Raw genomic sequence first — 13,663 nt, forward strand, 5'->3', positions numbered from 1 at the left:
AATTAATCTATTTAAAAGCCGTCACTATTAATAGAGCCAAACTAGTAATAACACTCCCTATACTAACCCATTCCCCAGTACTCATTTTCTTTGTTTCTGGTTTTTCCGGCACAACGATCTGAGAATCTGGAGTTACTTTTGGATATGACCTAAAAAACAGAAAAGAGGTTGTAACAGAAGCATTACCATTTGGATAAATTATGTAAGCCTTTTTCTTCCATCCTTTACTATCAACTCCCCCGACAGCATTTATATAATATTTGAAACTTTTTCCGCTCCTGTAAGGTATTTCAGAGGTAAGCAATACATTTCCTGTTACTTTTACTCCTTCATTATAAACAGCTACTTCAATTTCATCGCCTGGAAATAAGGTAACATTAGAATAATGATTTTTATTTTTTTCAATTTTTTCCCAATTAATAGGAATAGTAGAGAACTTTATATCAGCTAATTTTTCTTTCAAAGAATCATTCTTAGTTAAATTTAAATCAATACTTTCTAACTTTTCTATTTCTTCTTTTTTAATTGGTCTTTTTATTTTCATACCTTCAATGTTTGAAATAGAAGTCAATCCGCCCGCTCTCATAACTATATCGTATACTTTTTCCTTTTTATTTGCCAAAACATATTTTCCAGGATAAACTACTGCTCCTGAAATAGTTACCATTTTAGGTTTTTCATAAATTGCTATTCTTCGAATATTAATAACATCGAAAGGTTTTAAAATGAAGTTTTTAGCCTGCTCATTATTATCGGATAAAATTTCAAGCTGTAGCAATTCAATACGTTTTGGATCACTATCGTTAATAACATCTGACTTAACCATCCTTGCTACTTCAATTCTTTTGGATGCAGAACCTGTTAATCCACCTACTTGAATGATTAAATCATTTAAAGTTATATTCTCCACATAATCATATACTCCTGGCTTTTTAACCTCACCATCAATAGTGACCTTATATTCTTCTCTAAAATCTAAAATAGAATAAACTGTAATAACATCTTCTCTTTTTAACTTAATATCTGCATTAACATCTCCCGTTAGTGCAGCATTTAGATCAACATTTACAATCTCTGTAGTTAAGTCTGATTTTAAGCGAATTATTCTGGCTCTCTTGCTATAAGCATCTTCTTTAAGTCCTTCAGCTCTAGCAACAAGATCTGAAATTCTCATTCCTTCAACAAAGGAGTAATAATCTGGTCTAAAAACCGCTCCTTCAATTTTAATACGATTTTCAAATCTATCTAAAATTTTAGTTATTCTAAAAACGTCTCCTGATTGTGGAATGTAAGTATTAAAATCACTTTCGTTAATGTCTTGCACCTTGAATTCTCTTCCTGTCTTTTGCACAACATTAACAGATGCCGTATAAGCTAACTCATTAAATCCTGACGCAAAATTTAATAAATCAGTAAAAGTTTCCCCTTTTTTCATCTCAAAAATCCCTGGACGTTTAACCTCGCCCTCAACATTCACTCTTTGATTATATGCGGGAATCCGAATGACATCATTATCTTTTAAATTAACATTATCAGATTGATCCCCTTTTATTAAGAATCTATAAATATCAATATTTCTAAATACTTTGTTATTTCTAATAAGCTCTATGTTTCTATAGCTGCCATTTTTTCCTGGTCCTCCTGCTAAGTGCAAGGCATTATAAACCGTTGCTAAAGAAGATATAGAGTAATTTCCTGGTTGTTTCCCGCCTACTACAGTAATTTTAATAGTACGGATTTGATTAAGACTAACACTAACTTGGGATTGTCCAGAACGTACAGTACTATAAACTTTAGCAATTGCTGCCTTAATTTTTTGAGTAGCCGCTTCAATTGGCATTCCAGCAACAGAAATTTGCCCTACATATTGAATGCTTATTTTTCCTTCAATACTAACCGGAACACTTGCATTATACTCCTGAACACCATATATACTAACTTGAAGTTCATCACCTGGCCCTAAAATATAATTGACAGGTGTCGCTAACTTCAAATCCGGTTCAAAATTTAAATTAGGATTATCAAAAAGTTCCGAACCAAAAATAAGAGCAATTGTAGAATCTTTTACTTTATTATTTACAATTTTTTCTTGACTTCTTCCAAATTCAGCTTTACTTTTATCTTTATTTGATGGATTATTTGTATTAGTTGAAGAATTAGACATAGTACTTAACTTAATCCTTAGTTTATCAAATTCGTCCTGACTCATACCTTTTGATAAAACCATAGGCTCCGCCTGATCAATAGTCATGTTATTACTCTTTAGTTGTTCACTAATTTTAGTGAGATCCTCTTGTGATAAATAATCGACTTTGATCGTACTTAAATCCTTGCTTTTTAATATGTCTTGTGCATACACGTTAGAAGATATTATAAAAATTAAAAGCTGAGCAAGAACATATGTTATTTTTTTCATACAATTATGATTTAACCTTAAATTAGGAATAAATAGAGTTTCTTTGTTTTTAAGAATATTGCTTTTGATAATAATCTTTATATGCCCCTGAAGTTACATTTTGCAACCATTCTGCATTGTCAAGATACCAATCTATTGTTTTAGCTAGACCTTCTTCAAAAGTAACAGAAGGTTTCCATCCAAGTTCTTTGTTAATTTTTGACGCATCAATCGCATAACGCAAATCGTGGCCTGGCCTATCTTTTACATATGTAATTAACCCTAAAGAAGTACCTGCATTTCTGCATAACTTTTGATCCATTAGATTACACAAAAGTTTAACCAAATCGATATTCTTCCATTCATTAAAACCTCCAATATTATAAGTTTCATGATTTTTACCTTCATGAAAAACCAAATCAATTGCAATCGCATGATCTTCAACGAATAACCAGTCACGAGTATAATTCCCATCGCCATAAACTGGCAAAGGCTTATTATTGATAATATTATTTATAAAAAGAGGAATTAATTTTTCAGGGAAATGATAGGAACCGTAGTTATTTGAACAATTTGTTAAAACGTATGGCAATCCGTATGTTTCTCCATATGCTCTAACAAAATGATCAGAGCTAGCCTTTGAAGCAGAATAAGGTGAATTTGGATCATACGCAGTAGTTTCAGTAAAAAGACCATCAGCTCCAAGAGAACCATAAACCTCATCTGTACTTATATGGTAAAATCTTTTTCCTTCATAATTCCCTTTCCATTGATTTTTTGCCGCATTCAACAAATTCATTGTACCAATTACATTTGTTTTTACAAAAGCCAAAGGGTCTTCAATAGAACGATCAACATGTGATTCTGCTGCTAAGTGTAATACCCCATCAAAATTATGTGTTGAGAAAAGTCCATTTATAAAATTTTCTTCTACAATATCTCCTTTTATAAAAGTATAATTTGATTTGTCTTCAATATCTTTTATATTTTCAAGATTTCCTGCATAAGTCAAAGCGTCCAAATTAAAAATTTGATAATCTGGATATTTATTCACGAAACGTCTTACTACATGAGAACCGATAAAACCAGCCCCGCCAGTTATAAGAATTTTTTTCATTTTGAATTAATTTAAAAGATCTGAATTTTGTTTTTCTAATTCACTATATATATCCTTAACATCCTGCGAACTTTCTTTCTGTAAGATTAGATTTGCAGTATTAGTATGCACAAATATAGTATTTTGTAGTCCTAAAAAAGTTGTGTGCTTGTCACATCCAATAACCATGTTGCCATTTTTATCTACTGGATGCCCTTTTGTTATTAAATATTCATAAACAGATTCAAATGATCCCAGATCTGACCATGAAAATGCCGCTGGTACAACTTTAATTTTTTTACTGCGTTCCATAACAGCGTAATCTATACTAATTGATGGAATTTCTAATGATAAATTTACATCTAAAAAACCATTTTTACTTGCTTCCCAAACAACTTTAGATTTTTCATAGACATCAGGCTGAAACTGTTTCAATTCATCTAAAAGAATCCCTGCTTTAAAACAAAACATTCCGCTATTCCATAAAAAATTACCTCGCGCAATAAAGTCTTTTGCTGTTGTTTCATTTGGTTTTTCTCGGAAAGATAATACTTTATCGCCTTTTGATTCAATATATCCATAACCTGTTTCAGGCTTAGTTGGTATAATTCCAAAGGTTACGATAAAACCTTCTTGAGCTTTAGTAACTGCTTGTTGGATTGCATTATTATAATCATCCATTTTATCAATAATATGATCCGATGGAGTTACAATCAATATATCGTCAGGGTTCGATGCAAATGCTGCAAATGCAATCGCTGCTGCAGTATTTCTTGGTGTAGCTTCAACAATATTTACGTAATCAGTTTTGGTTTTATCCATAACTTTTCCACTTAAATGATGATTATCTACATTTCCAACAACCATTATTTTATCTGCTAAATGACTATTACGTTCAACAGTCATTTCAAATAATGATTTATTTTCGAAAATTTCCAAATATTGTTTTGGTTGACTTTTACGAGATAGAGGCCATAATCTACTCCCTACTCCTCCAGTTAAAATAACATGTATAATCGAGTTTTTTTTTTCCATTTTCCTTTCTAAAAATAAGAAATTTTAAAGTTCTATAACCTATTATCTGCCGTCGAACCTAAAACTCCTTTTACATCGTAAAGCAAACTGTTCTCTTTTTGCAATTCAGCAAAATTTAAATTTAAAAATTCATTATGTGACACTCCTAAAACAATAGCATCAAATTTTTCTGTTGGTAAAGTTTTTTTGGTCTCTAATTTATATTCTTTTTTAACCTCTTCAATCCCAGCTAAAGGATCAAATATAGTAACGACAATTCCATATTCTGTTAAACCTTTAATTACATCTACTATTTTGGTGTTTCTAACATCTGGACAGTTTTCTTTAAAAGTGATTCCTAACATTAAAAGTTCTGCTCCGTTAACTGTGATACCTTTTTTTATCATTAGTTTTACAATTTGTGAAGCAACGTATTCGCCCATGCTGTCATTTAAACGTCGTCCGGCTAAAATTATTTCAGGATGATATCCAAATTCCTGTGCTCTTTGGGCTAAATAATAAGGATCTACTCCAATGCAATGACCTCCTACAAGACCTGGTTTAAATGGTAAAAAATTCCATTTTGTCCCAGCTGCCTTTAAAACTTCCTGAGTATCAATATTCATTAAATTAAATATTTTTGCCAGCTCATTAACAAATGCGATATTGATATCTCTTTGAGAATTCTCTATTACTTTTGCGGCTTCGGCTACTTTGATTGATGGCGCTAAATGTGTTCCGGCAACAATCACTGATTTATATAATGAATCTACTTTTAGTCCTATTTCTGGGGTTGAACCAGAAGTTACCTTTAAAATCTTCTCTACAGTATGTTCCTTATCCCCTGGGTTTATTCTTTCAGGAGAATAACCTACAAAAAAGTCTTCATTAAATTTAAGTCCTGAAATTTTTTCTAAAACCGGAACACATTGTTCTTCTGTAACACCTGGATAAACTGTTGATTCGTAAATTACAATGTCACCATTTTTTAATACTTTTCCAACCGATTCGCTTGATTTATATAGTGGTGTAAGATCTGGACGATTATTTTTATCCACCGGTGTAGGTACTGTAATTATAAAATAATTACAGTTTACAATTTCATCAAGAGAATCTGTACAATATAATCCTATTTTATTATCAGAATTATCAACTAATACCTTTTGCAAGGTGTTAGAATCTATCTCCAGCGTAGTATCTATACCAGAATTTAAACTTTCAATTCTCGATTTATTTATATCAAAACCTACAACGGCATATTTTGTCGCGAATAATCTGGCCAAAGGTAAGCCAACATAACCTAACCCTATAACAGCTATTTTTATGTTTTTTTCCAATTTCATTCCTTTTTTATAAGTTTTCAGTCATTAAAATTCACGGCTTCGCCCTTCTGAGTCACAAAAAATGAGACCAGACTGCACAAAATTATTTTCGGCAAATATAACATAAAAGTCAATTTATACACTATAGTTTTTTGTAATACTTTAGCAAAACAAAGAATTACAAATATTTCAAACACTAACACTTCAATAATCAGCGTGTAGTAAAATATTTACAAATAAAAAACAGAGAATAAAACCCCTAAAATGAGATTTTATTCTCTGTATATATTTAAGAGAGGCGACTCTAGACTAAATAAGCTGATTTAATTTTACTTATATTTAATTTTCAATACACATCCTAAAGATTCAAGAATCAAAATATAATGTGTGTTTGAAACTTCTTGAACAATCGCATTTTGATTATTAAAAGCACCCGATTCTAACTTTATTTTGTCACCAACATGAAACGGCAGGACAGAAGCATCGGCAATATTAGGAGATTTAAGACTGTTCTTTATTATATTTATTTCTTCATCACGAACAACTGCCGGCTTTCCTAACCAAAATAAATATCTCACAACGCCTGCTATCTCAAATACAGAATTTCTCTCATTATCTGGCAATTTTACAAAAACATAAGAGTTAAAAAGCGGCATTTCAACCTTTTTTTTTCTATCTGACCATTGCTTTATTTTAATTATCAATGGACAATAGCACTCTATTCCTATTTCAGCAAATCGTTCAGCTACTTTTTTCTCCCATTTCGGTTTTGTATAAATCACATACCAATTCATAATTTCTATTTTTATTGAAAATAAACCTTAAACCAACCGCTTTCTTCTCGCTTCATATTAAATCTTATCTCAATAGAATAACCATTAAGAACCTATTCCTTTATAAACAAATCCAATTGATTCTAACTTTTTTGCATCCAGTATATTTCTTCCATCAAAAACAAATGCAGGCTTGTGCATTGATTGATAAATTTTTTGCCAATCATAAGTTGTAAATTCATCCCATTCAGTTAATACGGCAATAGCATGTGAACCTTTACACGCATCATAAGCGTCATTAAATACTGTTAATGACTTAATATTTTGGTCAGCAGTTCTGGTTTCTAAATAATCTAAATCACTTAACATTTTATTTTTTGATACTTTAGGATCATAAACAGAAATCTTTGCTTGTTCATTTATTAAATCATCTGCTACATAAATTGCCGCAGATTCGCGAGTATCGTTTGTGTCTTTTTTGAAGGCCCAGCCTAAAAAAGTAATTTTTTTGTCGGCAACAGTGTTATATAAAGTCTGAACTATCTTATTTGAAAATCTTCTTTTTTGATGATCATTCATAATAATAACCTGTTCCCAATAGTCTGCAACTTCATTTAAACCGTAAGTTTTAGCAATATAAACCAGATTTAAGATATCTTTTTGAAAACAAGAACCTCCAAAACCAACTGAAGCTTTTAAAAATTTAGGTCCAATTCTACTATCCATTCCAATTGCTCTTGCAACTTCATTTACATCAGCTCCGGTTTTTTCACACAGTTCAGACATTGCATTGATAGATGAAATACGCTGTGCTAAAAATGCATTAGCCGTTAATTTAGATAATTCTGATGACCAAACATTTGTTGTTAGAATCTTATCTCTATTAACCCAATTTGCATAAACATTTACCAAAGCATTAATCGCAGTCTCTCCTTCTGGAGTTGTATCTCCTCCAATTAAAATTCGGTCTGGATTTAATAGGTCTGTAACTGCAGTTCCTTCAGCTAAAAATTCGGGATTCGATAAAATTTGAAATTGTACCCCATTACCAGTATTATCCAATATGCTTTTTATAGCTTCTGCGGTTCGAACAGGTAAAGTCGATTTTTCGACTACAATTTTATTTTGCTTTGCAACTTTTGCAATTTGTCTGGCACATAACTCAATATATTTTAAATCAGCCGCCATACCTTTTCCTTTACCATAAGTTTTCGTTGGGGTATTAACCGAGATAAAAATTATCTGTGCTTCGTCAATTGCTTTTTCTACTTCTGTTGAAAAAAACAAATTTCTTCCTCTTGCTTCTGCAACAATTTTTGCAAGCCCAGGCTCATAAATAGGGATATTATCAGTATTTGGATCATTCCAATCCTTAATTCTTTGTTCATTCAAATCTACAACTGTAACTTGAATATGTGGACATTTTTGTGCAATCACTGCCATTGTAGGACCTCCAACATAACCAGCTCCTATGCAGCAAATTTTTGTAATTTCCATTTACTATAATTATTATCTATATTTATTTCAAATTATTCCAATACCAGCTTACTGCTTCTTTTAATCCTTCTTGCAAAGAATATTTTGGATTATATCCTAACAGTTTTTTTGCTTTATCAATACTTGCTAATGAGTGTGGAATATCTCCTGCTCTATTCGAGCCATAAACTATACCAACATCTGCAATTTTTGGATCAAACTCTGACAAATACGTTTTTAAATATTGCACCAAATCATTTAATGTGTTTCGATCTCCAAAAGCCGTATTATAAACTGTATTAAAAGCAGATTGATTTTGAGTTGTTATTGCCAGCTCATTCATTTGGATTACGTTGTCTATATATGTAAAATCGCGTGAATAATTACCATCGCCATTAATAATTGGGCTTTCATGATTCATTAATTGTTTAACAAATTTTGGAATTACTGCCGCATAAGCTCCATCTGGGTCTTGCTTTCTTCCAAAAACATTAAAATAACGTAATCCGATTGTTTCTAAACCATAAGTTTTGCTGAAAATTTCAGCATATAACTCGTTTACATATTTAGTTATTGCGTAAGGAGATAATGGTTTCCCGATTACATCTTCTACTTTTGGCAATCCTTCAGAATCCCCATAAGTAGATGAACTAGCTGCATATACGAAACGTTTCACTTTTGCTTCTCTAGAAGCAACTAACATGTTTAAAAAACCTGAAACATTTACCTCATTAGTTGTTATCGGATCATTTATAGATCTTGGCACAGACCCTAACGCAGCCTGATGCAAAACATAGTCAACACCTTCAACTGCTAAAATACAATCTTCAATATTTCTTATATCGCCTTCAATCAATTTATAGTTTGGATTCTCTATAATATCTTTCAAATTATGACGATGGCCTGTAGAAAAATTATCTAAACAAATTACCTTATGACCTAATCCTAAAAAATATTCTGACAGATTCGAACCTATAAAACCTGCTCCGCCAGTAATCAGTATTGTATTTTGATTTGAAGTTTTCATTTATTCAAAATTATCTTTTTCTAAATTTACCAGAAATCAAGCCCCAAAGCCCTCTTTGTTTCTCTTCTTCATGATATCCATTTGAATAAGCTCCATAACCATACCCATATCCATAAGTAGCTCCATACTTTGCTTTATTCTCAAAGCCATTAAAAACGATACTTGTGTTGTTTAATTCTCCTCTTTTAATTTTATTGTTCAACAGCGTTATCATATCTTTTTTAGTATAATTCTGCCTTACAATATATAAAGTAACATCGGCATATTGAACAAGTTCTGAGGCATCAGAAACTAAACCAACCGGCGGTGTATCAAGAATTATATAATCGTATTTTTGTTTTAATTCATCTATCAATTCTTTCATTGCATCGCTTAGAATTAATTCAGATGGATTTGGAGGAATTGGCCCCGAAAGTATTACATCAAGATTGGCAATTTGTGTTGAATTTGTAATTTCATCCAAAGTGTTTTGCTTAATTAAATAATTGACAACCCCTAATTGTTTATTTGTTAAAGAAAATTCATCTGCTAATCTTGGTTTTCTTAAATCCAAACCAACGATAACTGTTTTCTTTTCACTTAAAGCAAAAACTGTGGCTATATTAATGGAACAAAACGTCTTTCCTTCGCCACTTATAGATGAAGTGATCATTAAAGTTTTTGAACCATGAAGCTGTTGTCTTTTATATAAAAACTGTAATGAAGAACGAATGCCTCTAAAAGCTTCTGAAAGCGCCGACTTTGGCTTATCAAACACAGCTAAACTTATTGCGTCTTTATTAACACCTATTACTCCAATTATTGGTATTTCGGTCAATTTACTAATGTCTTCTGTATTTTGAATTGAATTATTAATAAAGAAAATTACTGCTATAACAATTAGAGGGATTAATATCCCTAAAAATAATGCTAAAATATAATTTGCAGAAGTTTTTGGTCCAATTAGCCCTTCACCAATGTCTTTCGCCGGATCAATAAAATGAATATCCGACAAATTTGAAGATTTTACAATTTCTGCTTCATTTCGTTTTTGAAGAAACTCTGTGTAAATATTATCATTTAAATCATATTTCCTTTGAATTTTTAATAATTCTTGTTGTTCTTCAGGCAATTTTTTAACAGTACTTTCGGCTTCACTAATTTTTGCATTCACTAAAGATAAATCATACAATAAAGAAGCCTTGGCTGAAATTATATTTTCTAACAAAACACTTTTAACAGCCTGCATTTGCTTATCAAAGTCTTTAAAAATCTTATCGCTTTTTACGGCATATGCCATCTCTGATCTTTGTGCTGAAAGAGCAATTAGTTTCGAAACATTTGCAACAATATTGGGATCTTCTATCCCCGCAACGGAAGGTGCTGGCAATCTTGAATAATCAACACTATTATTTAAATAAGATCGTAAAGAATTATAATACGCTATTTTTCTTGTTACTAAATCCTTTTCAACGTCAAAGTCCATTATTTTATCTGAAAACTTAGCACCGCCTCCTTCAATTTCATAAATATTTTTACCTTTTCTGAAAGTTTTCAATTCATTTCCAGTTTGTTTTAACTGTGCTTCCATAGCAACAAGTGTACTGTCTATAAATCTTATTGTATTAGTTGCAAACTGATTTTTACCATCTAATTGAATTTTTATCAACATTTTTACTGTTGCATTTAAATACTCAACCATTCTGGCTTTATTGGTTCCCTGCATTCCTAAAGTTAAAAGTGATCCGCCATTTTTATCACTATCTACACTTATTCCTTTATAACGAGAAACCGTTCCGTTAAAATCATTAAATTTTACAAAATATTCTTTCCCTTTGTAAAATCCGGGATTATCATTAATTTGTAGTTTCCAATTTAAAAAAGGCAGAGAAACTCGCTCGCCCACTTTATATTTTTTAATAAATGTTACAGGCTGTACAGAAGTATTACTATAAACATTAATAGAGTAAGTAATTAGCGAAACTGAATTACTTTCGAATGGTATTTGAATTTGATATTCACTTTCACTTAAAAACTTAATACTAATTAAAGTATTTGCGAGCTGCCCTTTTGTTTTATCTATATCAACATAAAAAGGAACTGCTCCGTAGGAATCAATTAAATTGTATTTTCCTTGTTCAAGATAATCGATATAATACTGTAATTTATCAACAACCAATTCATTATGGGATCTGGATTGTAATATTGTGGAAATTCCATTAACCTGATCTGAAATTCCACCCCAATTAAAAACCAAACTTGTATTTGATGTAAAAAAAGGATTGCTTTCTTCCTTTATAGAAATCATTGTCTGCATTCCATAAATTTTTTCTTTTCGAATATTTACCTGATATGCAATTGTAAAAGCTATAATCAAACTTGCCAGAAACCATTTCCAATAGCTTAAGATTTTCAATAAAAACTCTTTAAAATCAAAATTTGAATGATTCTCAAAAATGGAAAAATCTTTTACGTCTAACATCTTAATAAATTATTTTTTAATTTCTGATTATCAAATAAACTGTTGTAGCCAATGACAACAAGGTAATAACAGTACCTATAGACTGTATACCTGTTTGACCAGTTCCCCATGTTTTTTGCTTTAAGGGCTTGACATATATATAATCATTTGGCTGTAGATAATAATAAGGGGATTTCATAACATTAGCATCTGTAAGATCTATTTCATTCATTTGAACGCCTGTTGGGGTTTGACGAATCACAGTTACTGCTTTTCTATTACCTACTGTAGTAATATCGCCGGCATTCGCAATAGCCTCCATAATATTTACATTCTCTTTAAATAATGTTTTTGTTCCCGTACTTCCAACCTCTCCGTTTATCGTATACCTAAATCCTGCTAATTTTACAGTAAGAAAAATATTAGCTTCGCTTTTAAAATACTCTTCGTGCAATTTTTTTTCTATTTTAATTCGAACTTCTTCTAAAGTATAACCAATAACATTAATTTCTCCTAAAATCGGCATTCTGATATTTCCGTGATCATCGACCGTAAATCCATCAAAATACAATGATGATTCTGATTTACCAGTAGAGGAAACTTCTGTTGTATTAAAAATAGATACCAATTTAGGATCGATAGCTTTTATACTAATACTTAAAACATCATTTACTTGCAATCTATAGGGCTTAGATTCTACTGATGTAATATTATTTTGCTCTGATGAAGTATTTTTATCCTGCAGATACACAAGATCATTGAGTGGAATACAAGACGTAAATAATGTACTAATCAGCAGTAATATATAAAGGCTGTTTTTTGTCATTTTGAAAATTTTAACGCAAATATAGTTTTTCCTTTAGTTTTCAGGAAATCTATATATCATTTGATAGCATTTAATTGTTTTTGAAAGTTTTTTCGAACGGAACACGATGCAAAATACTTCTCCCAAGTGTAATTTCATCTGCATATTCTAATTCATCTCCAACGGAGATTCCTCTCGCTATAGTAGAAATTATAATTTCTGAATCGGCGATTTGTTTATAAATATAAAAATTTGTGGTATCACCTTCCATAGTAGAACTCAGGGCGAAGATAATTTCAATCACTTTTCCTGATTTTACTTTCTCAACTAAAGTAGAAATATTTAACTGACTTGGTCCAACTCCTTCTATCGGAGAAATTTTACCTCCTAAAACGTGATAAATTCCTCTGTATTGCCCAGTATTTTCAATTGCCATGACATCGCGAATATCTTCTACAACACAAATCGTTTGATGATTTCTGGCAGTATTTGCGCAAATTTCACAAACCTTAGTATCTGAAATATTATGGCAATTTTCACAAAATTTAATATCCTCACGCATATTTAATAATGCCTGCGATAAAAATCCAGTTTGTTCTTTTGGCTGTTTTAGCAAATGAAGAACTAAACGCAATGCTGTACGTTTACCAATTCCTGGTAATTGCGACATCTCGTCAACCGCTTTTTCAATAAGTTTTGATGAAAATTCCATGACGACAAAAGTAATACTTTTAATGGTATAGCAGGCTTTGGCACATCTAAAATCAACACTTAAAAGTAAACATTATTACTAAGTTTGTCCTGGGACTAATAGAGTTCATATTCTTTTATGTCAATCCTAAGACTTCGGGGCTATAAAAGATATAGTAGATCGCTGAACTGAGCTCCTAAAAAAACTAATATTGATTCGTCGCCAATAAAACCAAGGTACATGCAACTTCTACTTCAATATTATTTAACTCTAATAATTGATATAATTCAGGATTTTCAGTTCCTGGATTAAAGATTACTCTTTTAGGCTGTGCTTCAACGATGTAATTATAATAATCACGCTGACGATTAGGATTTAAATATAAAGTTACCGTATCTATATTTTTAACAGGAACTGCTTTGGTGTGAATTTTTACACCAGCCACTTCTCCTGTATTTTGACCAATTGCAAGAACAGTATGTCCTTTTTGTGTTAATGCATTTATCGCTCTAAAGGCGTAACGATCGGGTTTGGCGGTAGCACCAAGTAACAATGTTTTTTTATTTTTCATTATTTTAGAATATTCCACAAAAGTAGTCAAAAAGGACGAGCTTAATTTATTCT

11 protein-coding genes are annotated in these 13,663 nt (G+C 31.2%); all 11 read right to left on the reverse strand.

Annotated features, from left to right (window positions below):
* Positions 1-7: 7 nt before the first annotated feature.
* On the reverse strand, positions 8-2,416 hold the full coding sequence (locus AABD74_RS01770; RefSeq protein ID WP_406844520.1) for an SLBB domain-containing protein: 2,409 nt from the start codon (positions 2,414-2,416) through the stop codon (positions 8-10).
* Positions 2,417-2,465: 49 nt separating this feature from the next.
* A complete protein-coding gene (rfbB, locus tag AABD74_RS01775) occupies positions 2,466-3,512 on the reverse strand; it encodes a dTDP-glucose 4,6-dehydratase (protein WP_406844521.1) in 1,047 nt (348 codons plus the stop codon).
* A 6-nt stretch (positions 3,513-3,518) separates the two neighbouring features.
* Positions 3,519-4,526 carry a mannose-1-phosphate guanylyltransferase gene (locus AABD74_RS01780; RefSeq protein WP_406844522.1) on the reverse strand — a complete coding sequence of 336 codons (1,008 nt, stop codon included), beginning with the start codon at positions 4,524-4,526 and terminating at the stop codon, positions 3,519-3,521.
* A gap of 32 nt (positions 4,527-4,558) precedes the next feature.
* Entirely contained in the window at positions 4,559-5,848 is a 1,290-nt protein-coding gene (locus AABD74_RS01785) for a nucleotide sugar dehydrogenase (protein WP_232680730.1), read from the reverse strand.
* Between the two features lie 308 nt (positions 5,849-6,156).
* Positions 6,157-6,621: a UpxY family transcription antiterminator gene (locus AABD74_RS01790; RefSeq protein ID WP_232680727.1), complete on the reverse strand. Its 465-nt coding sequence runs from the start codon at positions 6,619-6,621 to the stop codon at positions 6,157-6,159.
* A gap of 84 nt (positions 6,622-6,705) precedes the next feature.
* Complete coding sequence (locus AABD74_RS01795) at positions 6,706-8,097, reverse strand: UDP-glucose 6-dehydrogenase (protein ID WP_232680724.1); 1,392 nt, start codon at positions 8,095-8,097, stop codon at positions 6,706-6,708.
* Between the two features lie 22 nt (positions 8,098-8,119).
* Entirely contained in the window at positions 8,120-9,103 is a 984-nt protein-coding gene (locus AABD74_RS01800; protein WP_406844523.1) for an SDR family oxidoreductase, read from the reverse strand.
* A gap of 10 nt (positions 9,104-9,113) precedes the next feature.
* Entirely contained in the window at positions 9,114-11,564 is a 2,451-nt protein-coding gene (locus AABD74_RS01805; protein ID WP_406844524.1) for a polysaccharide biosynthesis tyrosine autokinase, read from the reverse strand.
* A 16-nt stretch (positions 11,565-11,580) separates the two neighbouring features.
* Positions 11,581-12,369, reverse strand: coding sequence for a polysaccharide biosynthesis/export family protein (locus tag AABD74_RS01810; RefSeq protein ID WP_406844525.1), 789 nt, complete (start codon positions 12,367-12,369; stop codon positions 11,581-11,583).
* A 70-nt stretch (positions 12,370-12,439) separates the two neighbouring features.
* The gene (gene recR, locus AABD74_RS01815; protein WP_406844526.1) at positions 12,440-13,060 is read right to left on the reverse strand and encodes a recombination mediator RecR; all 621 of its coding nucleotides are present in this window, start codon (positions 13,058-13,060) and stop codon (positions 12,440-12,442) included.
* A 184-nt stretch (positions 13,061-13,244) separates the two neighbouring features.
* Positions 13,245-13,610, reverse strand: coding sequence for a CoA-binding protein (locus AABD74_RS01820; RefSeq protein WP_406844527.1), 366 nt, complete (start codon positions 13,608-13,610; stop codon positions 13,245-13,247).
* Between the last annotated feature and the right edge of the window lie 53 nt (positions 13,611-13,663).

It is taken from the genome of Flavobacterium soyae, assembly GCF_045348165.1.
Classification (GTDB): domain Bacteria; phylum Bacteroidota; class Bacteroidia; order Flavobacteriales; family Flavobacteriaceae; genus Flavobacterium; species Flavobacterium soyae.

What these genes read in the sequence shown, in the direction of transcription:
- AABD74_RS01820 (WP_406844527.1), bottom strand. Translation starts at nt 13,610, where the DNA reads ATGAAAAATAAAAAAACATTGTTACTTGGTGCTACCGCCAAACCCGAT.
- AABD74_RS01790 (WP_232680727.1), bottom strand. Translation starts at nt 6,621, where the DNA reads ATGAATTGGTATGTGATTTATACAAAACCGAAATGGGAGAAAAAAGTA.
- AABD74_RS01800 (WP_406844523.1), bottom strand. Translation starts at nt 9,103, where the DNA reads ATGAAAACTTCAAATCAAAATACAATACTGATTACTGGCGGAGCAGGT.
- recR (WP_406844526.1), bottom strand. Translation starts at nt 13,060, where the DNA reads ATGGAATTTTCATCAAAACTTATTGAAAAAGCGGTTGACGAGATGTCG.
- AABD74_RS01785 (WP_232680730.1), bottom strand. Translation starts at nt 5,848, where the DNA reads ATGAAATTGGAAAAAAACATAAAAATAGCTGTTATAGGGTTAGGTTAT.
- AABD74_RS01795 (WP_232680724.1), bottom strand. Translation starts at nt 8,097, where the DNA reads ATGGAAATTACAAAAATTTGCTGCATAGGAGCTGGTTATGTTGGAGGT.
- rfbB (WP_406844521.1), bottom strand. Translation starts at nt 3,512, where the DNA reads ATGAAAAAAATTCTTATAACTGGCGGGGCTGGTTTTATCGGTTCTCAT.
- AABD74_RS01770 (WP_406844520.1), bottom strand. Translation starts at nt 2,416, where the DNA reads ATGAAAAAAATAACATATGTTCTTGCTCAGCTTTTAATTTTTATAATA.
- AABD74_RS01810 (WP_406844525.1), bottom strand. Translation starts at nt 12,369, where the DNA reads ATGACAAAAAACAGCCTTTATATATTACTGCTGATTAGTACATTATTT.
- AABD74_RS01805 (WP_406844524.1), bottom strand. Translation starts at nt 11,564, where the DNA reads ATGTTAGACGTAAAAGATTTTTCCATTTTTGAGAATCATTCAAATTTT.
- AABD74_RS01780 (WP_406844522.1), bottom strand. Translation starts at nt 4,526, where the DNA reads ATGGAAAAAAAAAACTCGATTATACATGTTATTTTAACTGGAGGAGTA.